This is a genomic window from Ferrigenium straubiae, assembly GCF_051257895.1.
Taxonomy (GTDB): Bacteria; Pseudomonadota; Gammaproteobacteria; order Burkholderiales; family Gallionellaceae; genus Gallionella; species Gallionella straubiae.
Window position 1 is genome coordinate 2,022,392 of sequence record NZ_CP194331.1, and the last position, 24,944, is coordinate 2,047,335.

A 24,944-nucleotide genomic window follows, 5' to 3' on the forward strand; every position below is an offset into this window, starting at 1 on the left:
TATACCCCAGCAAAATTATCTTGCTTAACGCAAGTTCACCATCGGCTTAAACCCCAACTTCCCCTTCAACCCCTCCGCGCTGCTCCGCGCCGCATCCTGATTCGCATACGGCCCGAGGTGGACGCGGTTGAGGCCGTCCTTGAGGAACACGCTGAGCTGCTTGCCGGCATCGCCCAGCTTGGTGCGCATCTGCGCCATGAAGGTCTCCGCGGCTTCGGGGGTCTTGAACGCGCCGAGCTGCAGGTAGACGTTGCCGGTGGTGGCGGCCGTGGTTGTGGCGGCGGGCGGCGCGCTTGCGGCGGGTGCTTCGGCCTTCGCCAATGGTTTGCTTTCCACTGCATCGGGCTTGGCGAGGGTGTTCACGCTGGCGTCCGGAGTGATGCTCTCGACTTCCACTTCCGAGCTGCCGTTGCCGATGATGCCGAGCTTGTGCGCGGCGGTGTAGGACAGGTCCATCACGCGCTCATGCAGGAAGGGGCCGCGGTCGTTGATGCGCACCACCACGGATTTCTTGCTGGCGGTGTTGGTCACGCGCGCGTAGCTCGGGATCGGCAGGGTGGGGTGCGCGGCGGTCATGCCGTACATGTCGTACACCTCGCCGCTGGAGGTGCGCTGGCCGTGGAATTTCTTGCCGTACCAGGAGGCGATGCCGCGCTCCCTGTAGTTGCCCGCTGAGGTCAGCGGGGTGTAGGTCTTGCCCAGCGCGGTGTAGGGGCGGTTGGCGTAGCGGTGCAGCGGTTCGCTCTTCGGCACGGCGTCGGGAATGGCGTCGAGGTTGGCCGGGGCGTCCGCGCCGGGGCCGTCTCCGGCGAGGTAGCCGCCTCCCTTTGCAGGCGTGCTGCCCCCGTGATCCTCGACCGGCGCGGGGGTGCTGCGCGTTGCCACCTGGCGCTGCGGCGTGCTGCCGCAGGCGGCGAGGATGAGGGTTGCCAATGCCAAAACCAACACTTGCTTATTCATGCGATCTCCCGGAAATGCTCTATGTTTTAACCAGTTTCTTGTGCGTCTCGATGCTCATCAGCATACCAAAACCCAGCAGCAGGGTCAGCATCGAGGTGCCGCCGTAGCTTACCAGCGGCAGCGGTACGCCGACCACCGGCAGGATGCCGCTGACCATGCCCATGTTGACGAAGGCGTAGGTGGCGAAGGTCAGCGTGATGGAGCCCGCCATGAGGCGCGTGAAGTAGGTCGAGGCGTTCGCAGTGATGACGAAGCCGCGCGCGATCACGAACAGGTACAGGCTGAGCAGGATCAGGTTGCCGAGCAGGCCGAACTCTTCCGAGTACACCGCGAAGATGAAGTCGGTGGTGCGCTCCGGCAGGAAATCGAGATGGGTCTGCGTGCCGTCCAGGTAGCCCTTGCCGAGGATGCCGCCCGAGCCCACCGCGATGGTCGCCTGGATGGTGTGGTAGCCCTTGCCGAGCGCATCCTGCGAGGGGTCGAGCAGCATCAGGATGCGGTGCTTCTGGTAGTCGTGCAGCATGTTCCACAGGAAGGGGGCGCTGACCGAGGCCGCAACGAATAGCCCGCCCATGATGCGCCAGGAGAGGCCCGCGAGGAACAGCACGTAGAAGCCGCTCGCGGAGATCAGGATCGCGGTGCCGAGGTCGGGCTGGCGCGCGATCAGCGCCACCGGCATGAGCAGCAGCAGCGCGGCGATGAAGTAGTTCTTCAGGGTGAGCGTGGCCTCGTGCTTCTCGAAGTACCAGGCCATCATCAGCGGCACGCCGATCTTCATCAGCTCGGACGGCTGGATGGTGGCGATGCCGAGGTTCAGCCAGCGCCGCGCGCCGTGGCTGATTTCACCGAACAGCGCGACGCCGATGAGCAGCAACATGCCCAGCACATAAATCGGCACGGCGGTGCGCATCAGGTAATGCAGCGGCAGGTTGGCGATCAGCCACATGCAGGTGAACGCCACGATGATGTTGAGCATCTGGTTCAACGGCTTGCCCCAGCCGGCGTTGTCCGCGCTGTACAGCACCAGCAGGCTGACCGCCATCAGCAGGCCGATGCCGAGCAGCAGCGGCAGGTCGAGGTGCGCGATGAAGCGCTGCCAGAGCTGGCGCCTAGTCATGTTCCGCCCCCTCCTTGTCGGCTGCGTCCGGCAGCGGCTGTGGCACCTTGCCGAGCAGGTAGTAGTCCATCACCTTGCGCGCGATCGGCGCTGCCGTGCCGCCGCCGTGCCCGCCGTTCTCCGCCAGCACCACCAGCGCGATTTTGGGCTGTTCGGCGGGCGCGAAGGCGATGAACCAGGCATGGTCACGGTGCCGCTCGTCGATCTTGCTCTCGTCGTATTTTTCGCCCTGCTTCATCGCGATCACCTGTGCGGTGCCGGTCTTGCCGGCGATGCGGTAGGGCGCGCCCGCCGCCGCGCCCGCCGCCGTGCCCCCCGGCTGGTTGACCGCGACCATCGCGCGCTTCACCAGGTCGAGGTGCGCGGGTGGAATCTGCAGGTCGGTCTCCGGCTTGTTTTCGATCAGGCGGATTTCGTTGCTGCGCGAGTTGCGCACCTCCCTGACCAGATGCGGCTTGTAGCTTACGCCGTTGTTGGCCAGCGTTGCGGTGGCATGCGCCAGCTGCAGCGGCGTGACCAGGTTGTAGCCTTGCCCGATGCCGACCGAAACGGTGTCGCCGGCATACCATTTCTGCTGGTAGCGCCGCATCTTCCATTCCTGCGAGGGCAGCAGGCCGGAGGTTTCGCCTTCCATGTCCAGGCTGGTCTTCTTGCCGAAGCCGAAGCTCGACAGGAAGCTGAAGATGTTGTCGATGCCGAGCTCGTTGGCCAGCCCGTAATAGTAGGTGTCGCAGGACACCACGATGGACTTGAACATGTCCACGCTGCCATGGCCGCCCTGTTTCCAGTCGCGGTACTGGTGGCCGCTGCCGGGCAGATTGAAGTAACCCGGGTCGCCGATGGTGTGGCCGGGCGAGCGGGTGTTGTAGTGCAGCCCGGCCAGCGCCATGAACGGCTTGATCGTGGAGCCCGGCGGGTACTGCCCGCGCAGCGCGCGGTTGTTGAGCGGCGTGTCGGGGGAGTTGTTCAGCTCGTCCCAGCTTTGCGTGTCGATGCCGTCGATGAACAGGCCGGGGTCGTAGCCGGGCTTGCTGACGAAGGCCAGCACCTCGCCGTTGTTCGGGTCGATCGCCACCAGCGCGCCGCGGTAGTTGCCGAACGATTGCACCGCGATCTCCTGCAGCTTCGCGTCGATGCTCAGCACCAGCGTGTTGCCGGAAGCCGGCGGGGTGCGCGACAGCATGCGCACCGCGCGGCCGCCCGAATCCACCTCGACCTGTTCCACGCCGGTCTTGCCGTGCAGCACGCTTTCGTAGCTCTGCTCCAGGCCGGTCTTGCCGATGTAATCCGAGCCGCGGTAATTGGCGGCGAGGTCGTTTTCCTCGAGTTGCTCCACGTCGGTCTGGTTGATGCGCCCGATATAACCGAGCAGGTGGGACATCTGTTCGCCGTACGGGTAATCGCGGAACAGCCGCGCCTTGATCTCGACGCCGGGGAAGCGGTATTGCTGCGCGGCAAAGCGCGCGACTTCCTCGTCGCTGAGCCGGTTGCGGATCATCAGGGTTTCGAAGTTGCGCCGTTCGGCGAGCAGCTTGTTGAAGCGCCTGCGATCCTTGGGGGTGATCTCGACCAGCGTGGACAACTCGGCTATCGTGGCTTCCAGGTCGGCGGTCTTGTTCGGCGTGATCTCCAGCGTGTAGCCGGAGTAGTTGTGCGCCAGCACCACGCCGTTGCGGTCGAGGATCATGCCGCGGTTCGGGACGATGGGCACGATGGAGATGCGGTTGCTCTCCGCGAGCGTCTGGTAGTAGTCGTGGCGCACCACCTGCAGGTAGAAGAAGCGCAGCAGCAGAATCGCCATCAGCACCAGCACGAAGCCGATGCTGATCGCCAGCCGCAGCCGGAAGTAGAAAATTTCGCGCTGATGGTTTTTGAGTTCGACGTGCTTGTTCATTCGCGATCCACACGCATCTGCCGCACCGCGTGGAACATGAGGCTGAGCGGCACCCACAGCAGGGTCGAGGTCAGGCAGCCGAGGAAGTACGGCCACACCACGTAGCCGTTGACCTGCCAGTGCACCAGCGCATAGGCCAGATACGTCAGTGCCAGGATGCCGAACACCTGCGTGGTCTGCTGGCGCAGGTCGAACATCTGCAGGCGGTTATGCAGCGTCACGCCGCCGAAGGCAAGCAGGGTGTAGGCGAGCGCATGCTGGCCGAACAGGCTGGCATCGGCCACGTCGGCGAGGATGCCGACCGCCCAGGCCAGTCCGATGCCGATGCGCGCCGGCTTGTGCGTGCACCAGTACAGCATCACCACGGCGACGAAGTCCGGGCGCAGCATCAGCCAGATGCCCTTCCATGGCAGGCCGTTGAGGAACAGCGCGAGCAGCACGCTGAACACGATCAGGGTATTGCTGACCGGGCGCTGGATTTCGGGATGGGCAGGGGCGAGGTAGGGCATTATTTCTTCTGCTTCGATTTCGAAGGTTGCGGCGCCGCGGGCTCTTCAGCCGGAGGCTCAGGCAGCCTGGGCAGGCCGGACAGGATCAGCAGGTGGCGGTGGTTGTCCACGCCGGCCACCGGCAGACAGGTGATGCGCGCAAAGGGGTAGGCCGGGTCGCGCTCGATCTTCACCACCCTGGCGACCGGGATGCCCGGCGGATAGACGCCGTCGATACCCGAGGTGACCAGCGTGTCGCCATCCTGGATGTCGGAGCTGATCGGCATGTAGCGCAGCGACAACTGGCTGGTGTCGCCTGCGCCGAACACGATGGTGCGCAAGCCGTTGCGCAGCACCTGCACCGGCACGGCATGGTCCTTTTCGGTGATCAGCGTGACTTCGGAAAGCCAGGGGTGGACGCGGGTAATCTGGCCGACGATGCCGATATCGTCGATGACCACCCGCCCGATCTGCACGCCGGCATTCGCGCCCTTGTCGATGAGCACCTTGCGCTTGAATACGTCGCGCTCGGCATACACGATCTCGGCCGCCAGCGTGGCTGGGGCGCCGCGTTGCGGCAGGGCGAGCAGGCTGCGCAACTGGCTGTTCTCCTGCTGCAACGCCTGCAATTGTGACAGCTGCGCCGCATCGTGGTCATGCTGCTGGTGCAGCGCCCGGTTGTTTTCCACCAGATGCTGCTGGGTGGTCAGGAAATCGCCGGCCTGCTGCCACAGCACGCCAGGCAGGGTTGCCAGACGCTGTATCGGCGAGACCAGCACGGACAGCGCGCTGCGCGTGGATTCCAGGTAGCGGTAGCGCGCGTCGATGAACAGCAGCAGCAGGGAGAGCACTGCGAAGAACACCAGCCGCACCGCAGGGCTGGGGCCGCGATTGAAGAATTGCAGGGATTGGGTGTTGTCTGTCAACGACTTTCCATCGCGGCTTTACGGGGTGTTGCGCTTAACAATTACTCGGTGGTGAAGATGTTGGTGGATTTGTCCATGCTGTCGAGGGCGCGCCCCGAGCCGCGCACCACGCAGGTCAGCGGATCGTCGGCGATCAGCACCGGCAGGCCGGTTTCTTCCATCAGCAGGCGGTCCAGGTCGCGCAGCAGCGCGCCGCCGCCGGTGAGCACCATGCCCTTGTTGGCGATGTCCGCGCCGAGTTCCGGCGGGGTCTGTTCCAGCGCGGTCTTCACCGCGCTGACGATGCTGTTGAGCGGATCGGTCAGCGCTTCGAGGATTTCGTTGCTGGAGATGGTGAAGCTGCGCGGCACGCCTTCCGCGAGGTTGCGCCCCTTCACTTCCATCTCGCGCACCTCGCTGCCCGGGAAGGCAGAGCCGATGGTCTTCTTGATTTCCTCGGCGGTGGTTTCGCCGATCAGCATGCCGTAGTTGCGGCGGATGTAGTTGATGATCGCCTCGTCGAACTTGTCGCCGCCGACGCGCACCGAGCCGGAATATACCGCGCCGCCCAGCGAAATCACGCCGACTTCCGTGGTGCCGCCGCCGATGTCCACGACCATCGAACCGGTTGCATCTTCCACCGGCAGGCCGGCGCCGATCGCCGCAGCCATCGGCTCCTCGATCAGTTCCACGCGACGCGCGCCCGCGCCGACCGCCGATTCACGGATCGCGCGGCGCTCCACCTGGGTGGAGCCGCACGGCACGCAGATCACGATGCGCGGGCTGGGGCTGAAGATGCCGGCCTTGTAAACCCGGCGGATGAACTGCTTGAGCATCTGCTCGGTGACGGTAAAGTCGGCGATCACGCCGTCCTTCATCGGGCGGATCGCGGTGATGTTGCCCGGTGTGCGCCCCAGCATTTGTTTAGCTGCGAGGCCGACCTGCTGGATTACCTTCTTGCCGTTTGGCCCGCCCTCCTGGCGGATCGCCACCACCGAAGGTTCGTTCAGCACGATGCCCTGGCCGCGCACCCAGATGAGGGTGTTGGCGGTGCCGAGGTCAATTGCAAGGTCGTTGGCAAAATAGCCGTTCAAAAATCCAAACATGTTTGTTCCCGATAGTCAAAGAGGTGTGCCGATAAACCCCTTTATGATACCCTATCGGCCTTGTTTCAATAAAGTTTTTGCCATGTTTTTAACCACCCAAGATGTAGAAAAAGTCGCCCGTCTGGCGCGGCTGGCGATGAGCGATGCGGAAATCGAAACCGCCCGCTCGCAACTATCCGGCATTTTTTCCCTGATCGAGGAAATGCAGGCCGTCGATACCTCGGGCATCACCCCGATGTCGCACGCACAGGACGTATCGCAGCGGCTGCGCGAGGACGTTGTGACGGAAACCAACCAGCGCGAACTGTTCCAGGCTATCGCGCCGCAAGTCGAGGCGGGGTTGTACCTCGTCCCCAAGGTCATCGAATGATGCGAAACGTGACTCGCCATTTCATGGCTCAAGTGAAACGTGAAACGCAGAACCGGGCTTCCGTTTCATGTTTCACGTTTCACGTTTCACCCAATCACAAGCAGATATGATAAACGCAAGCATCAAACAACTTTCCGCAGCCCTCGCTGCAAAGAAGATTTCCAGCGTCGAACTCACGCAACTCTATCTCGACCGCATCGCGAGGCTCAACCCTGAGCTCAACGCCTACATCACGGTGAATCCGGAAATGTCGCTGGCGCAGGCGCGCGCGGCCGATGCGCGCATCGCCGCCGGCAATGCGGAGGCGCTGACCGGTATTCCGGTCGCGCAGAAGGACATCTTCTGCGCCAAGGGCTGGCTCACCACCTGCGGCTCGAAGATGCTGCACAACTTCGTCTCGCCCTACGACGCGCATGTCATCGAGCAGTTCAACCGCGCGGGCGCGGTGAACCTCGGCAAGACCAATATGGACGAGTTCGCGATGGGTTCGTCGAACGAGACCTCCTTTTACGGCCCGGTGAAGAATCCATGGGACCGGGCGCGCGTGCCGGGGGGTTCCTCCGGCGGCACGGCGGCGGCGGTCGCCGCACGGCTGTGCGCGGCGGCGACCGGCACCGATACTGGCGGCTCGATCCGCCAGCCCGCCTCGCTGTGTGGTATCTCCGGCCTCAAGCCCACCTACGGCGTGTGTTCGCGCTACGGCATGATCGCCTTTGCATCCAGCCTCGACCAGGCTGGCCCGATGGGGCGCAGCGCGGAAGACCTCGCCTTGATGCTCAGCACCATGGCTGGATTCGACGAGCGCGATTCGACCAGCCTGCAACGCGACAAGGACGACTATGCGCGTGACTTGGATAAGCCGCTCAACGGCCTGCGCATCGGCCTGCCCAGGGAATTCTTCTCCGAGGGAATGGGCAGCGACGTGGCGCAGGCCGTGGAGGCAGCGATCGCCGAATACAAGAGACTCGGCGCGACCGTGGTCGAAATCGGCCTGCCGAATTCGAAGCTTTCCGTGCCGGTGTATTACGTGCTCGCCCCCGCAGAGGCATCAAGCAACCTGTCGCGCTTCGACGGCGTGCGCTACGGTTACCGCGCACCGGAATATTCCGACCTGACCGATATGTACGAGAAGAGCCGCGCGCAGGGCTTCGGCGCGGAGGTGAAGCGCCGCATCATGATCGGCACCTACGTGCTCTCTCACGGCTACTACGACGCCTACTACCTGCAGGCGCAGAAGATCCGCCGCCTCATCGCGCAGGATTTCAGCGAGGCGTTCAAGCAGTGCGACGTGATCATGGGGCCGACCGCGCCGTCCACGGCCTTCAATCTGGGCGAGAAGAGTGACGACCCGGTGCAGATGTACCTCTCCGACATCTATACGATTGCGGTGAACCTCGCCGGCCTGCCCGGCATGTCGATTCCCTGCGGCTTCGGGGAAAACAACATGCCGGTTGGCCTGCAGATCATCGGCAACTATTTCGAGGAGGCGCGCATGCTCAACGTCGCGCACCAATATCAACTGGCGACCGACTGGCACAGCCGCGCGCCGCAAGGAATTTAAGGAAGCGCCATGACCTGGGAAATCGTCATCGGGCTGGAAGTGCACGCGCAGCTTTCGACCAGCAGCAAGATATTCTGCGGTGCATCGACCGCGTTCGGCGCGGAGCCCAACACGCAGGCCGATGCGGTGAGCCTCGCATTGCCCGGCGTGCTGCCGGTATTGAACAAGGGCGCGGTGGAGCGCGCGATCCGGTTCGGCCTCGCCACCGGCGCGCATCTCGCGCCGCGCTCGGTGTTCGCGCGCAAGAATTACTTCTATCCCGACCTGCCCAAGGGCTACCAGATCAGCCAGTTCGACCTGCCGGTGGTCGGTAACGGACAGCTCGTGATCCAGGTGCCCGCGCAGGGCAATAGCCCGGCCTACGAGAAGACCGTGCGCATCACGCGCGCGCATCTCGAGGAGGACGCGGGCAAGTCGCTGCACGAGGACTTCCACGGCATGACAGGCATCGACCTGAACCGCGCGGGCACGCCGCTGCTGGAGATCGTCTCCGAGCCGGACATGCGCAGCGCCGCCGAGGCGGTGGCCTACGCGAAGGCGCTGCACACGCTGGTGCAGTGGATCGGCATCTGCGACGGCAACATGCAGGAGGGCTCGTTCCGCTGCGATGCCAACGTGTCGGTGCACAAGCCAGGCACGCCGTTCGGCACGCGGCGCGAGATCAAGAACCTCAACTCGTTCCGCTTCCTCGAACAGGCGATCAACTACGAAGTGCAATGGCAGATCGACAAGCTGGAGGGCGGCGGCGCGATCCAGCAGGCCACCGTGCTGTTCGACCCGGACAAGGGCGAGACGCGCATGATGCGCACCAAGGAGGAGGCGCACGACTACCGCTACTTCCCCGACCCCGACCTGCTGCCGCTGGAGATTTCGCCGCAGTGGATTGAAGAGGTACGCGCCACGCTGCCCGAATTGCCGCACACCAAGCAGGAACGCTACGCGGGTGAGCTCGGGCTGTCCGCCTATGACGCCAGCCTGCTCACTTCATCGCGCGAGATGGCGGATTTTTTCGAGGCCGCGCTCGGCGAAGCGCCGGGGCAGGCGAAGGCTTGCGCCAACTGGCTCATCGGCGAGGTGAGCGCTCAGCTCAACCGCGATGGCCTCGACATGAGGCAGTGCCCGATCAGCGCAAAGCAACTCGGCGGCATGCTGAAGCGCATCAGTGATGGCACCATCTCCAACTCCGGCGCGAAGGAAGTGTTCCGCGCGATGTGGGTCGAAGGCGGTGAGGCCGATGCGATCATCGAGGCCAAGGGGCTCAAGCAGGTCTCCGACAGCGGCGCGATCGAGGCGCTGGTGGATGAGATCATCGCGGCCAACGCAGACAAGGTGGCGGAATACCGCAGCGGCAAGGACAAGCTGTTCGGTTTCTTCGTCGGCCTCGCGATGAAGGCCAGCAAGGGCAAGGCCAATCCGGCGCAGTTGAACGATATCCTGAAGAAGAAGCTGGCGGGTTAGGGGAAGGCTGAATAAGTCCGTTCGCCCTGAGCCTGATGGAACTACTAGCCATCCGACTAGGCGGCCAAGAAACGCCCGCCAAGTCGTTGGTTATGTCGAAGGGCGTGTTTTACAACTTGCTGATTTATTCAGCCTCCATTCATGGTTCGACAAGCTCACCACGAACGGAGGACTTGTTCAGCGGCTCCTCAGGTTATATCGAAGCGCATCACGCGGTAGAACCCCGCGAAGCAATATTCGACGTGCGGCTCACCCGCCAGGGCCTTGCCGTGTTTCTGTAATGCAACTTCCAGATTTGCCGTCACGTCTTCCCGCCAAAAGCCCGGCAGGAACGGCTCCAGATGACCCAGCACCCAGCGGAACAGCATAAACCGGTACAGCAGATGCCGGCGCGGTGTTGCGGCATATTCGGTGATCAGCACCGAGCCTCCTGCGCGCACCACGCGTGCGATCTCGGCGTAGGTATTCTCGCGCGCTGCGGCGGGCATCTCGTGGAACAGGAAGAATACGATCACCTGGTCGAAGGCATCGCTGCGGTAGCCGAGAGATTCGGCATTCATGCGCGCGAGGTGGCAGCGCTCCGCGGCATGCCGGGTCTTGCGCCGCGCCAGTCGCAACTGTCCGGTCGCGGCGTCGCACAGGTGGATTTCGCCATTTGTGCAGGACAGCAATGAGGGCGTGAGCTTGCCGTACACGCAGGTCAGCTGCAGGATTTTCGCACCGGGTTTGCGCTCGACCTGCGCGAGCGTCTTGCTCAGCAGTCTCTCGTACTGGCCGAACAGGATCGCGTTGATGATGGGCTGGTGGTCGAAGAACCAGATGCTGCCGCGCCACAGGTAGGCCCACCAGTAATGGTGGGCCAGATACTCCGGTACGCCGTCGAGGAATTTTTTATACAGGCGCATGGCTTAGAAGTTGTCTCAAAAATTAGCGAGGAGGGATGGATGCAAGGCGCACGGAACGCAGCAACCGGAATGTACACAGAGTACATGAGGATTGCGAGTACCGCGCAACGCCGCAGACGCCTTCCGCAGCAATTTCTGAGGCAATTTCTTAGAGAAGGTTGCGCGGCTTGTGCGGCGCGTGCGCAAACAGCCGGTCGTACAGCCAGCGCGGCAGCAGCTTGAGCGCGCGTCCGGCCAGTCCCATCTGCCACGGGATCACGGCGAAGGCGGTTTGTCGCTCGATGGCGTGCGCGATGCGTTTCGCCGCCTCATCCGGCTCCAGCATGAAGGGCATCGGGTAGGGGTTGATGTCGGTCATCGGCGTCCTGATGTAGCCGGGGCAGATCGTGACGACCCTCACGCCGCTGCCGTGCAGCTCGACGCGCAGGGACTCCAGATAGGTGATTGCGGCGGCCTTGGAGGCGGAGTAGGCGCCCGCTCCCGGCAGGCCGCGGAAGCCGGCCACGCTGGCGATGCCGGCCAGCGTGCCTTGCCCTGCCGCGCGCATTGCCGCGATGAAAGGCTGGAATGTCTGCACCACGCCGAGCACGTTGATGTCCATGACCTGGCGGAAGGCGTCGAGATCCTCGGCATGTTCGGTGAGGGTGCCGGCGCTCACCCCGGCGTTGGCGATCACAATATCCGGCACGCCGCTGCGGGTGATGAAGTCGTTGGCCGCCGCCTGCACGGCGGCCGCGTCGCGCACGTCCAGCGCATAGCAGAAGGCTCGTTCGGGGAATTCGGCAGCGAGGACTTGCAGCAACTCGCTGCGCCGCGCGAAGGCGGCGACGACGGCACCGCGCTCGAGATAGTGGCGTGCGAGCGCGAGGCCCAAGCCGCTCGACGCGCCGCTGATGACCAGCCTGCGTGGTTGTTCCGGCTTTAGCCGGTTTACAACCACGGCGTACTCCTTGCGGGTGGACTTAACATGCGTCTTTTGCATGTTTATAACCAATCACTTGGCAATCGTCTTATGGTTGTCTAGTGAGATGGCTAGTAGTTTCATCAGTCGAGTGGCCATGCAAGGCGATTATTTTTGCTTGGCCTTCATTTTGGCGGCGCGTTCTTTGCGTGCCATTTCGATCACTTCATTCAGTACGCGGATCGCGTCCGCGGGCTGCAGGCCGCTGATCATGTATTTACCGTCCACGACCAGGGTCGGAGTACCGCTGATGCTGTAGCTGCGGATCATCTGCTTGGCGCGCACCACCTTGCTCTGCATCGAGAACGAGTTGTAGGCCGCGGAGAACTTCGTGCGATCCACGCCGCGCGGCACGAGGAAATCCAGCACCTTGGCCTCGTCACCGAGTACCTCGTTGTCCACGTTCCACGCCTTGTACAGTGCGTCATGGTGCTGGTGCAACTGGCCGAGCGATTCGAGCGCGTAGAAAGTGCGCGCCATCGGCTCCCAGGAATCGCGGAAGATGGTCGGCACGTAAATCAGATCCACGTCCTTGGGCATGGTCTTTTCCCATGCGCTCAGCTGCGGATGCAGGTGGAAACAGTGCGAGCAGCCGTAGAAGAAGAACTCCAGCACCTCGATTTTATTGGCGCCGGCCGGTTGCGGTGGGTTCAGCAGTTTGTAATCCCTACCGATCTCCACGGCGGCAAACGCCGAGCTGCCGATCAACAACAGTGCTGCAACAAACAGGTTCTTGAACATATTTTTCACTAGTCGCTCCTTGATTGATGGTGGTGTTTACGCTACTGCGCGCGCATTGGAGTGGCATCCACCCCATTTTGTTTCAGCAGGGTGCGCGCCTTGCTCATTTCGTCGGCATTTTTATACGGCCCGAGGCGCACGCGATGCCACACCCCCTTGTCGGGGATGGTCGCAGTCTGGGTGCTGGCCTCGATGCCCAGTAGGGCCAGCCTGGCCTTGAGCTTCTCGGCATCGTCCGCGTTGGAAAATGAGCCTGCCTGCAGAAAATACGGTTCACTGGCGGCGGTGGCCGGTTTGCTGTCCGTGGGCTTGCTCTCCGCTGATTGGGGCTTGGCTGCCTGCAGCTTGTCGGCAGGTTTGGCCGGCACGGCGACGGTCGCATCCTGCTTGTCGGTCAGCACCTTGTAGAACTCGAAGCGCGGCTTGCCTTCAGCCACACCGGAGGCTGCCGGCTGCGCAGCCGGCGCTGCGGTTACGGCAGGGGCCGCCGGCTTGGACACGTCCACCGGTGGCTTGGCTGCCACCTGCTCCTTCTGCACGAAGGGGCTGGGTGATTTCATGATGTACCAGGCCAGCCCGGCAGCCATGCCGACGCCGATCACCATGCCGATGAGGATGCCGGTCAGCAGCGAACTGCCGCTCTTGCGCGGCGCGGAGGATTTGTTGCCTGTGTTTCTGCTCATCTCAGCTTCCTTTACATTTTTTCCGGTGCGCTCACGCCGAGCAGCGCCAGGCCGTTCTTGAGCACCTGCGCTACCGCGGCGATCAGCGCCAGCCGCGCATACTTGAGCGCCTCATCCTCGACCAGAAAGCGCGAGGCATTATAGTAGCTGTGGAAATCGGCGGCCAACTCCCTGAGGTAAAAGGCGATCAGGTGCGGCGAAAGATCCTGTGCGGCGTTTTCGACCGCCTGGGGGTAGTCGATCAGCCTCTGCAGCAGCGTTTTTTCGTAATCGCTGTCCAGCAGGCCGGACTGCGCATTGAGCAGGCTTGCGCGCTCGCCATCCCATTGCGCCAGCACGCTGTGCACGCGTGCGTGCGCGTATTGCACGTAATACACCGGGTTCTCGTTGCTCTGCGATTTGGCCAGGTCCATGTCGAAGTCCAGGTGCTGGTCGCTCTTGCGCAGCACGTAGAAGAAGCGCGTTGCATCGTTGCCCACCTCGCTACGCAGTTCGCGCAGGGTGACGAATTCGCCGCTGCGCGTGGACATCGCGGCCTTCTGGCCGTTGCGGTACAGCACTGCGAATTGCACCAGCGCGACGGTCAGCCTGCCGCTGTCCAGCCCGAGTGCCCGGAGCGCGCCGTTGACGCGCGGGATGTAGCCGTGGTGGTCCGCGCCCCACACGTTGATGATGCGCTCGAAGCCGCGCTCGAACTTGTTGAGGTGGTAGGCGATGTCGGAGGCAAAATAGGTGTAGAGCCCGTTCTCGCGCTGCACCACGCGGTCCTTCTCGTCGCCGAACGCGGTGGAGCGGAACCACCAGGCGCCGTCCTGCAGGTACAGGTGATTGCCGGCCTTGAGCGTCTCCACGGCGCGCGCCACCAGCCCGCTGTCGAACAGCGACTGCTCGGAGAACCACTCATCGAAATGCACGCCGAATTCGGCCAGGTCGTTGCGGCAGTCGCCGAGCTGTTCGGTCAGCGCGTGATTGTGGATATAGGCGTAGTCCTCGCCCAGCAGGCGCTTGGCGTTGGCGATCAGCGCATCGAGATGCGCGTCGCCGTCTTCTTCGGCGGAAGGCGCGCCGTCGAAGGCATGGCCGACCGGATGGACATATTTCGCGCCATGCGCCGCGCTGATCTGCTGCGCCATGTCGCGCACGTAGCCGCCCTGATAGGCGTTTTTCGGGAACGCCAGTTGCGCACCGTGCAGTTCGAGGTAGCGCAGCCAGGTGGACAGTGCGAGGATGTCCATTTGCCGCCCGGCGTCGTTCACATAATATTCGCGCGTCACCGCGTAGCCTGCCGCCGCCAGCACGTTCGCGAGGCTCGCGCCGTAGGCCGCGCCGCGCCCGTGCCCGACATGCAAGGGCCCCGTTGGGTTGGCCGAGACGAATTCCACCTGAACCTTGTGCTCTCCGCCCAGCGAGCCGCGCCCGTAGCCGTCGGCCGCCTGCAGCACCGCCTTGACGACCGCCTGCTTGGCAGCAGCGGTGATGAATACATTGATGAAACCGGCACCGGCAATTTCCACCTTCTCCACCACGTCTGAGGCTGGCAGCGCCGCGATCAGTGCCTCTGCGATGGCGCGCGGCGGTTTGCGCAACGGTTTGGCCAGTTGCATTGCCAAATTGCAGGCATAGTCGCCATGCGATACCTGTTTGGAGCGCTCGATGGACAGGCCGGCAGCCAGGGCTGAGCCGGCTTGCCCGGAATCCTGCTCATCGAGAACAACATTCATGGCCTGCGAGAACAGTTCATGCAGGTGGGACTGGAAATTCAGGGTGACGGACATTGCACAATGCTTTCAAGAAAGGCGCGAATTATAGCATCCCGAAGTTTGGCAGGATGCTGCGCGCTTTTGAGGTTGTTGGGTATTTCAATCCGGCAACTCGTTGATGGAAAAGGTTGCGTGCAACTCCCGCATCCAGCCCATGTCGAAGCCCGTGTTGGCATGGCGGTATGGGCAGGCGGCTTTCCGTATGACCCCATCTGTGGCATGCTTCGCCTTTCGAAGTTGTGCATGACAATTATTTTTGACTCTCTTGCGGGAATACAGCCAGGAGGGCACTTGGGGGATGGCAGTAATGAAGTGTGTGGATGACTTTCGCCTGCGCTTTGGCAAGCGCGAGCTGGTGCCGATCATGATCGGCGGGATGGGCGTGGATATTTCCACCGCCGAATTGGCGCTGGAAGCCGCACGGCTGGGCGGAATCGGCCATATCTCCGACGCGATGCTGCCGACCGTGACGGATCGCCGCTACAAGACGAAGTTTGTCAGCACCAAGCAGAAACAATACAAGCTCAACGTCCACAAGGCCGACAAGGCGATTGTGCAATTCGATCTGGCACAGGTTGAGGAGGCGACGCGCCTGCACGTCGGCAAGACCATGGAAGCCAAGCGCGGCGACGGCATGGTTTTCATCAACTGCATGGAAAAGCTCACCATGAATTCGCCGCGCGAGACGCTGCGTACGCGGCTGTGCAGCGCGCTGGACGCGGGCATCGACGGCATCACGCTGGCAGCCGGCCTGCACCTCGGTTCGTTTACGCTGATGGAGGGTCATCCGCGCTTCCGCGACGCCAAGCTGAGTATCATCGTCTCCTCGTTGCGCGCCCTGCAGCTGTTCCTGCGCAAGAATGCCAGGCTCAACCGGCTGCCTGATTTCATCGTGGTGGAGGGGCCGCTGGCAGGCGGCCATCTGGGCTTCGGCCTGGATTGGGCACAATACGATTTGCGCACCATCGTCGCCGAGATTCAGCAGCACCTTCAGGAAGAAAAGCTGGATATCCCGGTCATCCCGGCAGGCGGCATTTTCACCGGCAGCGATGCGGTGAGCTTCCTGGAAACGGGTTCAGCTGCGGTGCAGGTGGCGACGCGCTTCACTGTTGCCGAGGAGTGCGGCATCCCGGAAGACGTGCGGCAGGAATACTTCAAGGCCGGCGAGGACGACATCGAGGTTAATATGTTGTCGCCGACCGGCTACCCGATGCGCATGCTGAAAAATGGCCCCGCGATCGGCTCGGGCATCCGCCCCAACTGCGAGGCGTACGGCTATATCCTCGATGCCAATGGCAACTGCTCCTACATCGATGCCTATAACCGCGAGCGGGCCTTGCATCCCGATGCAAGAAGGATTTCCGTCAAGGACAAGATCTGCCTGTGCACCCACATGCGCAACTATGACTGCTGGACCTGCGGGCATTACACCTATCGTCTCAAGGATACGACCCACCGCAATCCCGACGGCACCTACCAGACGCTGTCTGCCGAGCATATCTTCCGCGACTACCAGTTCAGCACCGGCAACAAGATCGCGCTTCCCGCGCAAAAATAATTCCCCGTTCTGCCCTTGAAAGCCGGGCAGATCGTCCCCACTATTGGCACTCGCAGGTCTGGAGTGCTAAACTTCGCCTCCGCATTTTTCAACCCATTGTTCAACCCCTTGTTCTAGGAGACTTAGTATGAAAATTCGCCCTTTGCACGACCGTGTAATCGTCAAGCGTATGGAAGAAGAGCGTAAAACCGCTTCCGGTATCGTGATTCCCGATGCTGCTGCCGAGAAACCCGATCAAGGCGAAATCATTGCCGTGGGCAATGGCAAGATCGGCGACGACGGCAAGGTGCGCCCGATGAATGTCAAGGTCGGCGACCGTATCCTGTTCGGCAAGTATTCAGGCCAGGCATTCAAGATGGACGGCCAGGAATATCTGACCATGCGCGAAGATGACATCATCGGCGTAGTAGAAGCCTAAGCAACCCCAACGAATTCAGGAGAGAAAAACATGGCAGCTAAAGACGTAAAATTCCACGACGCCGCGCGCAGCAAGATGGTCGTAGGCGTGAATATCCTGGCCGACGCGGTCAAGGTGACCCTGGGCCCGAAGGGCCGCAACGTAGTGCTGGACCGCTCCTACGGTGCGCCAACCATCACCAAGGATGGTGTGTCTGTCGCCAAGGAAATCGAACTGAAGGACAAGTTCGAGAACATGGGTGCGCAGATGGTCAAGGAAGTCGCTTCCAAGACCTCCGACGTCGCCGGCGACGGCACCACGACCGCGACCGTGCTGGCGCAGTCCATCGTGCAGGAAGGCATGAAGTTCGTTGCCGCCGGCATGAACCCGATGGATCTGAAGCGCGGCATCGACAAGGCGGTGATTACAGCAGTGGGCGAACTGAAGAAGATGTCCAAGCCTTGCACCACCTCCACCGAGATCGCCCAGGTCGGCAGCATCTCCGCCAACTCTGACGCCAACATCGGCAAGATCATCGCCGACGCGATGGACAAGGTCGGCAAGGAAGGCGTGATCACCGTCGAGGACGGCAAGTCCCTCGACAACGAACTCGAAGTGGTCGAAGGGATGCAGTTCGACCGCGGTTACCTGTCGCCCTACTTCATCAACAATCCCGACAAGCAGCTCGCCGCGATGGAGAACCCCTTCATCCTGTTGCACGACAAGAAGATATCCAACATCCGCGACCTGCTGCCCGTACTGGAGCAGATCGCAAAATCAGGGCGTCCGCTGCTGATCATCGCCGAAGACGTCGAAGGCGAAGCGCTGGCGACATTGGTGGTGAACAACATCCGCGGCATCCTGAAGACCGTTGCGGTCAAGGCTCCCGGTTTCGGTGACCGCCGCAAGGCCATGCTGGAAGACATCGCCATCCTGACGGGCGGCACGGTGATCGCCGAGGAAGTCGGCCTGACGCTGGAGAAGGCGACTCTGGCCGAGCTGGGCCAGGCCAAGCGCATCGAAGTGGGCAAGGAAAACACCACCATCATCGACGGTGCAGGCAAGCATGATGCGATTTTGGCGCGCACCACCCAAATCAAGAAGCAAGTCGAAGAATCGACCAGCGACTACGACAAGGAGAAGCTGCAGGAACGCATGGCCAAGCTGTCCGGCGGTGTGGCGGTGATCAAGGTCGGCGCAGCGACCGAAGTCGAAATGAAGGAGAAGAAGGCGCGCATCGAAGATGCACTGCATGCGACCCGTGCTGCCTGGGAAGAAGGCATCGTGGCTGGCGGTGGCGTGGCGCTGCTGCGCGCCAAGGCCGAGGTTGCCAAGCTGAAGGGCGACAACCACGACCAGGACGCCGGCATCACCATCGTGCTGCGCGCGATGGAATCGCCGCTGCGCGCCATCGTGGCCAATGCCGGTGACGAGCCGTCCGTGGTGGTGAACAAGGTGATGGAAGGCAAGGGCAGCTTCGGCTACAACGCCGCGACCAGCGAATACGGCGACATGCTCGCGATGGGCGTGGTCGATCCGACCAAGGTGACACGCACCGCGCTGCAGAACGCTTCCTCCATCGCCGGCCTGATGCTGACCACTGCCTGCATGGTGGCCGAACTGCCGGAAGACAAGCCGGCTGCCGGCGGCATGGGCGGCGATATGGGCGGTATGGGTGGCATGGGCGGCATGATGTAATTTGCATTTGCTTCATGGGCTGTTCGTTTCACAGCGCTCTCGCAAACCCCGCTTCAGCGGGGTTTGTCATTTGATGCGTTACCGGTATAATGCGCGGCTTCCGAAGTTGGCCGGTTTGCCCGGTTGATGAGGAATGCAGTAAAAATGGCCTGGTAGCTCAGTCGGTAGAGCAGAGGATTGAAAATCCTTGTGTCGGTGGTTCGATTCCGCCCCGGGCCACCAAATATTAATAACAAATGCCCGATCCGTTCGGGCATTTGTTTTTCACGGCAGATAAACACCCATGAGCGAACTCGCAGGTGACGATTCGATAGGCACTCCAGATGCGGCAACAGCCGATGCTGCGATTGCGCGCGAGGTCAAACGCCGCCGCACCTTTGCGATCATCTCCCACCCCGACGCCGGCAAGACGACGCTCACCGAGAAGCTGCTGCTGTTCGGCGGCGCGATCCAGATGGCGGGCACGGTAAAGGCGCGCAAGAGCGGTCGCCACGCGACCTCCGACTGGCTGGAGATCGAGAAGCAGCGCGGCATTTCGGTGGCCAGCTCGGTGATGCAGTTCACCTACGACGATTGTGTGATCAACCTGCTCGACACCCCCGGCCACCAGGATTTTTCCGAGGACACCTATCGCGTGCTGACCGCGGTGGATGCGGCGGTGATGGTGGTGGACGCGGCCAAGGGCGTGGAGGAGCAGACCATCAAGCTGCTCGAAGTGTGCCGTTTGCGCAACACGCCCATCATCACCTTTATCAACAAGATGGACCGCGAGGTGCGCGAGCCGCTCGAGGTGCTGGACGAGATCGAGTCGGTGCTGAAAATCCATTGTGCGCCGGTGACCTGGCCGATAGGCATGGGCAAGCGCTTCCAGGGCGTGTACCACCTGCTTAACGACTCCGTGCTGCGCTTCACGCCGGGCGAGGAGAAGGCAGGCCAGGAAGTCGAAGTGCTGCAGGGTGCGCAGATCGACAAGCTGGCCGAGCTGTGCCCGAGCGAGATGCAGACCATGCGCGACGAGACCGAACTCGTGATGGGCGCGGGCGCGTCATTCGATCTGGATGAATTCCTCAAGGGCAAGCAGACCCCGGTGTTCTTCGGCTCCGGCATCAACAACTTCGGCGTGCGCGAAGTGCTGCGCGCGCTCGTGGACTGGGCGCCATCCCCGTTGCCGCGCGAAACCGACAGGCGCATGGTGCAGCCGACCGAATCCGCCTTCACAGGTTTCGTGTTCAAGATCCAGGCCAACATGGATCCGAACCACCGCGACCGCATCGCCTTCCTGCGCGTGTGCTCCGGCAAATACGCCTCGGGCATGAAGGTCAGACAGCGCCGCACCGGCAAGGAGATGAAGCTCGCCAATGCGGTGACCTTCATGGCCAACGAGCGCACGCGCATGGACGAGGCCTACGCGGGCGACATCATCGGCATCCACAATCATGGCCAGTTGCAGATCGGCGACGTGCTCACCGAAGGTGAGGCGCTGACCTTCAAGGGCATCCCGTATTTTGCGCCGGAGCTGTTCAGCCGCGCGCGCCTGCGCGACCCGATGAAGGCCAAGCAACTGGAAAAGGGGCTGCGCCAGTTAGGTGAGGAGGGCGCGGTGCAGGTGTTTGCGCCGCTGGTGGATAACACTCCGCTGATCGGCGCGGTCGGGCAGTTGCAGTTCGAGGTGGTCGAGCACCGCCTCAAGGCCGAATACGGCGTGGATGCGGTGTTCGAACGCGCCGGCATCCATACCGCGCGCTGGGTCACCTGCCCGGATGTCGCGCACCTGAATGAATTCGTCAAGGCCAACCAGGGAAGGCTTGCGAAGGACGTGGACGGCAACTACGCCTACCTCGCGGACACCGGGGTGAATCTCCGGTTGGCACAGGAGCGTTGGCCGAAGGTGCAGTTTCACGCCACGCGCGAGCACGGGCAGCAACTGGACTGAGGGCCGCTTATATCACCGAGTCTCGCAGAAAACAGAAAGCGGCCATGAGGCCGCTTTCTTGTCTAATACGATATTTGCTACTGTATCAGTTCACGCCACGAAACGCGCTTTGCGGTACCGGATGAGGACACTGCTGTGGGCGTTTCCTTAGAAGTAATGCCGCCGCCGGTATCGGTAATGATGGTAATAACCTTGCCGGATTGTAAACGAATGGTATTCATCCCGGCTACCATGGCGCCTGAAGCCAGTTTTGAACCAACCGCCTGCGCAGCTGCGGTTTGCAGGTATTGCCCGGACTTGAAATCAAAGTTGTACAGGAAAGAATATCCTCCAACGTTGCAGGTATTGTTGCTGGGGACATTGGTTGCGACTGTCAGCGATCCCAGTTGCAGTTGTACATCCACGTTGACCCGCTCTCCCGGTGAGGTATTGTCGGGGTTAAGGTCAATATACCAACCGGCCTTGCTTGCCCAGTCTACCGGGTTGGTCGACGTAGTGCGCAATTTTTCACCGCTTGCGCCGGTGAAATCGCTCAGAATTTGCGCAACAAGCACCCCGCTGGCCCTTGCCTGACCGAGTCCTGTGCTCGACAGGTCATCCTTGATCGCATATACCGATTGCTGATCCGTATTCGACAAATCGGTCAACCCGAGATAACGGCCGGTACCCACTTGCACCACTGCATAATCGACCCCGCCGTAGGGAACGACGGTAAGCTCGGGCTTGGTCGTGATGGGCTGGACACCGGCGCCATTGATCGCGCCCAGCTCCGCAAGCAGCAGGGCGGATCCAGCAACTGAAACCGGCGAGGCAGGCGGAGTGGCGCTGTCCAGGGTAAAGCGCCAGAGATTGCCGAGCAGGTCGCCGCCATAAAAACGCTCGGCCGTATTGTCAGTCGATACGCTGACCCAGACGTTGATTTTTGCCAAGCCGCTGGGCGTGGTTGTATCACCCGTAGCAGTGCCGATCTTTTCCAGCAGTGCACCCGTGTTGGCGTTCAGTACGTAGAGGTAGCCCTGGCCATTCCCGGGCGAAATGTTGTTGTAGCCGGATGTTACAACGACCACCCATGTGCCATCCTTGCGTTTGGTCACGACCGGGTTGCCGAAGCTGTAGCCCAAATCCGAATCTTCGGTAGTGGTGAAGTTCCACAGCGCCTTGGGCGTGGCAGGATTGGTGACGTCCAGCGCGTAATATCCCCTGCCGCCGGCATTTAAGCCGCCCACCAGAATGGTTTTCCACTGGGCGCCGGTGCAGGAGCTGGCTGGCGCATTCGGGCAGATATCGGCGACGGTCGGCGAACCGTCGACATAATAGCGATGGTTGGCGGAATAAGTTTTATCGGCCAGCCGGTAAAGATTGCTCATCACCATTGGCGGAACATATGCCCATTGTTCCTGGCCGGTATCGCCATTGAAGGCATGCAGCATGCCGTCGTTGGCTGCCACGTAGACCATAGGCGTGCGGCTGGCATGCAGGTATTTGAAGGTGCCGGAGGTCGCTTCTGGCCCGTAGTGGGTATCCACATACTCGAAAGGCGGTTTTTTGACATACACCGGCTGGGAGGTGACCATATCGCCCAGCACATGGTCGCGGTCGCGATAGAGTGTCGCTTCATTGCCGTTCTGGCCGCGCAGGAAGTTGACCAGATTTTCCCCGGATGCCGCAGTTTGTTCGGCGGCTGTCAGCGCAGTGCATTGCGTCAGCAGTGCGGTTGGGGAGCACATACTGTTGAAATAAGCCTGTTCTGTGCCGCTCAGGCTGGCCCAGAGGAAAGGTTTCAGCTTGTTGGCAGTGCCGCCGTCGAAAGTATAAATCGTACGCGTATCGCTGCTTGCGCCTACCTTGAGATCCAGCAGCGGCTGTGCAGTCCATACCGGGGTAGATGAAACAATACCCGTTATCGGATCGATAGTTTTGGCCTGCAAGTCGCCGTCCCAGAACACGGTACGGTACAAGGCGACAAACAGATAGTTATCTCCGGCTACCGGCTCCAGGTTGCTGGTCGCGGCGGCGGCGGATGAGCCTGCTCGCGCAGTCACGCCGGCCAATGCGCTGCTGATGCCTGTCACCAGAGTAGCCGGGTCGCGTGCGCTGTAATATACGCCGCGGCCATTGACGGCGGCATGCCACAAATCGTCGACTCGTTCGGCACCAGTGTTCGCGATAGGGTCTGGCCAGTTTTTTGTGCCCTGCACGATGGCATTGTAGTCGGCCGAACCGCCGGACTTGTAGTTGTCGGCATAGCCCAGCGTACCGTCCACACCCAGTCCCAGGGTGAAGGTCGTCATGTGCTGCCGCGAATTGACATCGTCACCGCTGCCGGGGACGTTGTTCTCGCATACATCCACGCCGGCGCCGAGCGCGCCGGTACAGTTACCCAGCGCCGAGGTACGCAAGTCGGTCTGATAGTAATACATCGCCACGTCCGCCAGCGAGTCGCTGACCCCGCCGCTCCCTGCAGTACAGGTGGTCGCAGTGTAATTGTTCGCTGCCGATGCACCAGCTGCGGTGCAGGAGGTTACGATGGTCGGGCCGGTCGTTACCGTGTTGCAACTGGTGGTCACGTAGTTGTTCCCGGAGGAAGGTGCCGCAGGCGTACAGGATGCCACACCTGTGGCTGGTGAGATTACGGTGGTCGTGCAAGTGGTCTGCGTCCAGCTGTTGCCTGATGAAGCGGAGGCCGCTGTGCAGGAGGATACGTAAGTGGGGCCGGTGGTGGTCGTTTGGCAGGTGGTAGTACCGCCGCCCGATGAGCCCGGTGTGCAGGAACTTGTGCCGATCCAGCCAGTATCGGCGGTCTGGCAGGTGACGGTCTGGCCGTTGGTTGGCCCCGAGGGCGTGCAGGAGGAAACATTCACCCAGCCAGTATCGGCGGTCTGGCAGACCGTAGAACCTGATGGCGTGCAACTCGACACATTGCTCCATGTTATGGCGCCAGTCTGGCAATCCACCGCGGCCGAATTGCCGGTCCAGACGTAAGTGCCGGAAGGACCGGTGTGTGTCGGCGTGCATGAGGCGGCAATGGTCCAGTTCTGTGTTATGCGGCATTGCGTGCGGTTGGTGCCGCTGTTGTCTGTTGTGCAGGACGATGTGGCGGACCAGCCCGTCCAGCTTGAGCCGGAATTGCTGGAGGTTCTCTGCTCCAGGGTGCCGACTATGCATTCATCGCGTTTTGAGCCGCCAGAATCCTCGGTGCAGGTGGATACTGCCGTCCAGTTATTCCACGTGGAGCCACTGTCAGCTGAATGCCTCGTATAAAGCTGCCCGGTAAGCTTCTGGATTGCACTGGTGCCCTGTTGGATCTGCTGGATGCGCTGCTGGATCTGTTGTGTCCGGTACTGAAGCTGGCTGGTGCTCTGGGATATCCGGCTCTGGCTCTGCTGGAGCTGGCTGGTGGATTTGGTGACGGTGGCGCCGTCGTTCATCGGCCGGGGTGCTGCGCCATCCTGCTGGCCGACGTTGGTGCTGCCATCGATCCGGTCCGGCCCGTAGGTGCCGGTTTCATTGTCGGTGTTCCAGTAGCCGTCGGTGGAGAGGATTGCGAAGTTTTGCTGGCAGGAGTATTGCACCGGGTCATTGGCACCAGTCAGCAGTTGTCCGGCGTAAATCCGCCCGGCCTTGGCAAGGGCGGGACGTAATGGGGTATAGCCTGGGGTGCCGGTTATATAGAGCTTGCTATACCACTTTTCCTTTTGGCCTGTCCCGTCACCCACAAAATCGAAATCACTAATTTTCAGGAAGCGATTATCGGTGGAATCGACGCCGGTATATCCGATGGTGGAGAAGCCGACGCGGAAATTGCTGTCGATATTCTTGAAAGCGAGTCCCGCTGCCGATTTCATGGTGTGCATGCGGTCGCGGTAATAAGTGTACCAATTGGCAAAATTTTGCCGTTCGTCCGTACCACCCGGACCGGAAGTGCTGTTGACAGTCACTTTGGTATAACTGGTGTCGGCATAGCAGGTGCCGCGCGCCGGCGTAGCGGGTGATGCGCCGGTATATTTATAATAATAGGCTGCCTGATCGGCGCTGTCATTGCCGGTTCTGAACTGGGTGGACAGGTTTTTGGTGGCTGTGCCGCTGAAGCCGCTGACCAGGGCGGCAGTGAATACGGAATCCGGAAATGAGGAGCGATCGGCATTAACCGGCAGAGCATAGGTGATGTTTGGGTTGTAGTAGACGCCGTTATAGAGGTAATTCCGATAGCAAAATTTGCTTTTGTTGTTGTTCACGGAATCGGGCAGGTATTCCCAGTCCATGCTGCCCGAGTCGTCCAGGATGAATATGATGTTGGGCTTCACGGGGGTGCTGCCCGACGAGGCCATCGGTGAATTGGCAATATCTGTCGCTGCGGCCTGGGCGGTCGCACCCAAGCTGGTTGCTGCGAACAGCAATGATGTTTGCATAATACGTTTGGCAGCGGTTTTCATGATCGCCTCCTGATGT

19 protein-coding genes and 1 tRNA gene are annotated in these 24,944 nt (G+C 61.7%); 8 read left to right on the forward strand and 12 right to left on the reverse strand.

Going from position 1 to position 24,944, the window contains the following annotated elements:
• Nucleotides 1–24: 24 nt before the first annotated feature.
• The 6 genes from ACRRNM_RS09825 to ACRRNM_RS09850 are packed head-to-tail and all read right to left on the reverse strand — an operon-like array spanning nucleotide 25 to nucleotide 6,470.
• The gene (locus ACRRNM_RS09825) at nucleotides 25–960 is read right to left on the reverse strand and encodes a septal ring lytic transglycosylase RlpA family protein (RefSeq protein WP_435628045.1); all 936 of its coding nucleotides are present in this window, start codon (nucleotides 958–960) and stop codon (nucleotides 25–27) included.
• Nucleotides 961–979: 19 nt separating this feature from the next.
• Entirely contained in the window at nucleotides 980–2,077 is a 1,098-nt protein-coding gene (gene rodA / locus ACRRNM_RS09830) for a rod shape-determining protein RodA (protein WP_435628046.1), read from the reverse strand.
• Nucleotides 2,070–3,971: a penicillin-binding protein 2 gene (gene mrdA, locus ACRRNM_RS09835; protein ID WP_435628047.1), complete on the reverse strand. Its 1,902-nt coding sequence runs from the start codon at nucleotides 3,969–3,971 to the stop codon at nucleotides 2,070–2,072. Before mrdA ends, rodA begins: the two co-directional genes overlap by 8 nt.
• Nucleotides 3,968–4,480, reverse strand: coding sequence for a rod shape-determining protein MreD (gene mreD, locus ACRRNM_RS09840; protein WP_435628048.1), 513 nt, complete (start codon nucleotides 4,478–4,480; stop codon nucleotides 3,968–3,970). The genes mrdA and mreD overlap by 4 nt, the downstream gene beginning before the upstream one ends.
• Nucleotides 4,480–5,385: a rod shape-determining protein MreC gene (gene mreC / locus ACRRNM_RS09845; protein WP_435628049.1), complete on the reverse strand. Its 906-nt coding sequence runs from the start codon at nucleotides 5,383–5,385 to the stop codon at nucleotides 4,480–4,482. The genes mreD and mreC overlap by 1 nt, the downstream gene beginning before the upstream one ends.
• A 41-nt stretch (nucleotides 5,386–5,426) precedes the next feature.
• The gene (locus ACRRNM_RS09850) at nucleotides 5,427–6,470 is read right to left on the reverse strand and encodes a rod shape-determining protein (RefSeq protein ID WP_435628050.1); all 1,044 of its coding nucleotides are present in this window, start codon (nucleotides 6,468–6,470) and stop codon (nucleotides 5,427–5,429) included.
• Nucleotides 6,471–6,552: 82 nt separating this feature from the next.
• On the opposite strand from ACRRNM_RS09850, the gene gatC reads away from it, so the two are divergent.
• The 3 genes from gatC to gatB all read left to right on the forward strand — a co-directional run bounded on the left by gatC (nucleotide 6,553) and on the right by gatB (nucleotide 9,859).
• Complete coding sequence (gatC, locus tag ACRRNM_RS09855; RefSeq protein ID WP_435628051.1) at nucleotides 6,553–6,840, forward strand: Asp-tRNA(Asn)/Glu-tRNA(Gln) amidotransferase subunit GatC; 288 nt, start codon at nucleotides 6,553–6,555, stop codon at nucleotides 6,838–6,840.
• Nucleotides 6,841–6,946: 106 nt separating this feature from the next.
• Nucleotides 6,947–8,401, forward strand: a complete 1,455-nt coding sequence (gene gatA, locus ACRRNM_RS09860) for an Asp-tRNA(Asn)/Glu-tRNA(Gln) amidotransferase subunit GatA (protein ID WP_435628052.1) — start codon at nucleotides 6,947–6,949, stop codon at nucleotides 8,399–8,401.
• 9 nt (nucleotides 8,402–8,410) lie between these two features.
• A complete protein-coding gene (gene gatB, locus ACRRNM_RS09865) occupies nucleotides 8,411–9,859 on the forward strand; it encodes an Asp-tRNA(Asn)/Glu-tRNA(Gln) amidotransferase subunit GatB (RefSeq protein ID WP_435628053.1) in 1,449 nt (482 codons plus the stop codon).
• A gap of 188 nt (nucleotides 9,860–10,047) precedes the next feature.
• On the opposite strand, the gene ACRRNM_RS09870 is transcribed toward gatB, so the two are convergent.
• From ACRRNM_RS09870 to argS, 5 genes are all read right to left on the reverse strand, one after another.
• Nucleotides 10,048–10,764, reverse strand: a complete 717-nt coding sequence (locus ACRRNM_RS09870; RefSeq protein WP_435628054.1) for a methyltransferase domain-containing protein — start codon at nucleotides 10,762–10,764, stop codon at nucleotides 10,048–10,050.
• Between the two features lie 148 nt (nucleotides 10,765–10,912).
• Nucleotides 10,913–11,746 (reverse strand): SDR family oxidoreductase, encoded by an 834-nt coding sequence (locus ACRRNM_RS09875; protein ID WP_435628055.1) that lies wholly within the window; start codon nucleotides 11,744–11,746, stop codon nucleotides 10,913–10,915.
• 87 nt (nucleotides 11,747–11,833) lie between these two features.
• A complete protein-coding gene (locus tag ACRRNM_RS09880) occupies nucleotides 11,834–12,466 on the reverse strand; it encodes a thiol:disulfide interchange protein DsbA/DsbL (RefSeq protein ID WP_435628667.1) in 633 nt (210 codons plus the stop codon).
• 41 nt (nucleotides 12,467–12,507) lie between these two features.
• Nucleotides 12,508–13,149 (reverse strand): SPOR domain-containing protein, encoded by a 642-nt coding sequence (locus ACRRNM_RS09885; protein WP_435628056.1) that lies wholly within the window; start codon nucleotides 13,147–13,149, stop codon nucleotides 12,508–12,510.
• A gap of 11 nt (nucleotides 13,150–13,160) precedes the next feature.
• Complete coding sequence (gene argS, locus ACRRNM_RS09890) at nucleotides 13,161–14,924, reverse strand: arginine--tRNA ligase (RefSeq protein WP_435628057.1); 1,764 nt, start codon at nucleotides 14,922–14,924, stop codon at nucleotides 13,161–13,163.
• A gap of 292 nt (nucleotides 14,925–15,216) precedes the next feature.
• On the opposite strand from argS, the gene ACRRNM_RS09895 reads away from it, so the two are divergent.
• From ACRRNM_RS09895 to ACRRNM_RS09915, 5 genes are all read left to right on the forward strand, one after another.
• Complete coding sequence (locus ACRRNM_RS09895) at nucleotides 15,217–16,467, forward strand: nitronate monooxygenase (protein WP_435628058.1); 1,251 nt, start codon at nucleotides 15,217–15,219, stop codon at nucleotides 16,465–16,467.
• Between the two features lie 127 nt (nucleotides 16,468–16,594).
• Nucleotides 16,595–16,885, forward strand: a complete 291-nt coding sequence (groES, locus tag ACRRNM_RS09900; protein ID WP_435628059.1) for a co-chaperone GroES — start codon at nucleotides 16,595–16,597, stop codon at nucleotides 16,883–16,885.
• Between the two features lie 30 nt (nucleotides 16,886–16,915).
• Nucleotides 16,916–18,562, forward strand: a complete 1,647-nt coding sequence (gene groL / locus ACRRNM_RS09905) for a chaperonin GroEL (RefSeq protein ID WP_435628060.1) — start codon at nucleotides 16,916–16,918, stop codon at nucleotides 18,560–18,562.
• A gap of 146 nt (nucleotides 18,563–18,708) precedes the next feature.
• Nucleotides 18,709–18,784, forward strand: a tRNA-Phe gene (locus ACRRNM_RS09910).
• 61 nt (nucleotides 18,785–18,845) lie between these two features.
• Entirely contained in the window at nucleotides 18,846–20,495 is a 1,650-nt protein-coding gene (locus ACRRNM_RS09915; RefSeq protein WP_435628061.1) for a peptide chain release factor 3, read from the forward strand.
• Nucleotides 20,496–20,572: 77 nt separating this feature from the next.
• Here the strand turns inward: ACRRNM_RS09915 and ACRRNM_RS09920 are convergent, their stop codons facing one another.
• Complete coding sequence (locus ACRRNM_RS09920) at nucleotides 20,573–24,928, reverse strand: PilC/PilY family type IV pilus protein (protein WP_435628062.1); 4,356 nt, start codon at nucleotides 24,926–24,928, stop codon at nucleotides 20,573–20,575.
• Between the last annotated feature and the right edge of the window lie 16 nt (nucleotides 24,929–24,944).

Excerpts from the sequence above, each read along its gene's own strand:
- ACRRNM_RS09825 (WP_435628045.1), bottom strand. The coding sequence starts at position 960 with ATGAATAAGCAAGTGTTGGTTTTGGCATTGGCAACCCTCATCCTCGCC.
- rodA (WP_435628046.1), bottom strand. The coding sequence starts at position 2,077 with ATGACTAGGCGCCAGCTCTGGCAGCGCTTCATCGCGCACCTCGACCTG.
- mrdA (WP_435628047.1), bottom strand. The coding sequence starts at position 3,971 with ATGAACAAGCACGTCGAACTCAAAAACCATCAGCGCGAAATTTTCTAC.
- mreD (WP_435628048.1), bottom strand. The coding sequence starts at position 4,480 with ATGCCCTACCTCGCCCCTGCCCATCCCGAAATCCAGCGCCCGGTCAGC.
- ACRRNM_RS09850 (WP_435628050.1), bottom strand. The coding sequence starts at position 6,470 with ATGTTTGGATTTTTGAACGGCTATTTTGCCAACGACCTTGCAATTGAC.
- gatC (WP_435628051.1), top strand. The coding sequence starts at position 6,553 with ATGTTTTTAACCACCCAAGATGTAGAAAAAGTCGCCCGTCTGGCGCGG.
- gatA (WP_435628052.1), top strand. The coding sequence starts at position 6,947 with ATGATAAACGCAAGCATCAAACAACTTTCCGCAGCCCTCGCTGCAAAG.
- gatB (WP_435628053.1), top strand. The coding sequence starts at position 8,411 with ATGACCTGGGAAATCGTCATCGGGCTGGAAGTGCACGCGCAGCTTTCG.
- ACRRNM_RS09870 (WP_435628054.1), bottom strand. The coding sequence starts at position 10,764 with ATGCGCCTGTATAAAAAATTCCTCGACGGCGTACCGGAGTATCTGGCC.
- ACRRNM_RS09875 (WP_435628055.1), bottom strand. The coding sequence starts at position 11,746 with ATGCAAAAGACGCATGTTAAGTCCACCCGCAAGGAGTACGCCGTGGTT.
- ACRRNM_RS09880 (WP_435628667.1), bottom strand. The coding sequence starts at position 12,466 with ATGTTCAAGAACCTGTTTGTTGCAGCACTGTTGTTGATCGGCAGCTCG.
- ACRRNM_RS09885 (WP_435628056.1), bottom strand. The coding sequence starts at position 13,149 with ATGAGCAGAAACACAGGCAACAAATCCTCCGCGCCGCGCAAGAGCGGC.
- argS (WP_435628057.1), bottom strand. The coding sequence starts at position 14,924 with ATGTCCGTCACCCTGAATTTCCAGTCCCACCTGCATGAACTGTTCTCG.
- ACRRNM_RS09895 (WP_435628058.1), top strand. The coding sequence starts at position 15,217 with ATGAAGTGTGTGGATGACTTTCGCCTGCGCTTTGGCAAGCGCGAGCTG.
- groES (WP_435628059.1), top strand. The coding sequence starts at position 16,595 with ATGAAAATTCGCCCTTTGCACGACCGTGTAATCGTCAAGCGTATGGAA.
- groL (WP_435628060.1), top strand. The coding sequence starts at position 16,916 with ATGGCAGCTAAAGACGTAAAATTCCACGACGCCGCGCGCAGCAAGATG.
- ACRRNM_RS09915 (WP_435628061.1), top strand. The coding sequence starts at position 18,846 with ATGAGCGAACTCGCAGGTGACGATTCGATAGGCACTCCAGATGCGGCA.
- ACRRNM_RS09920 (WP_435628062.1), bottom strand. The coding sequence starts at position 24,928 with ATGAAAACCGCTGCCAAACGTATTATGCAAACATCATTGCTGTTCGCA.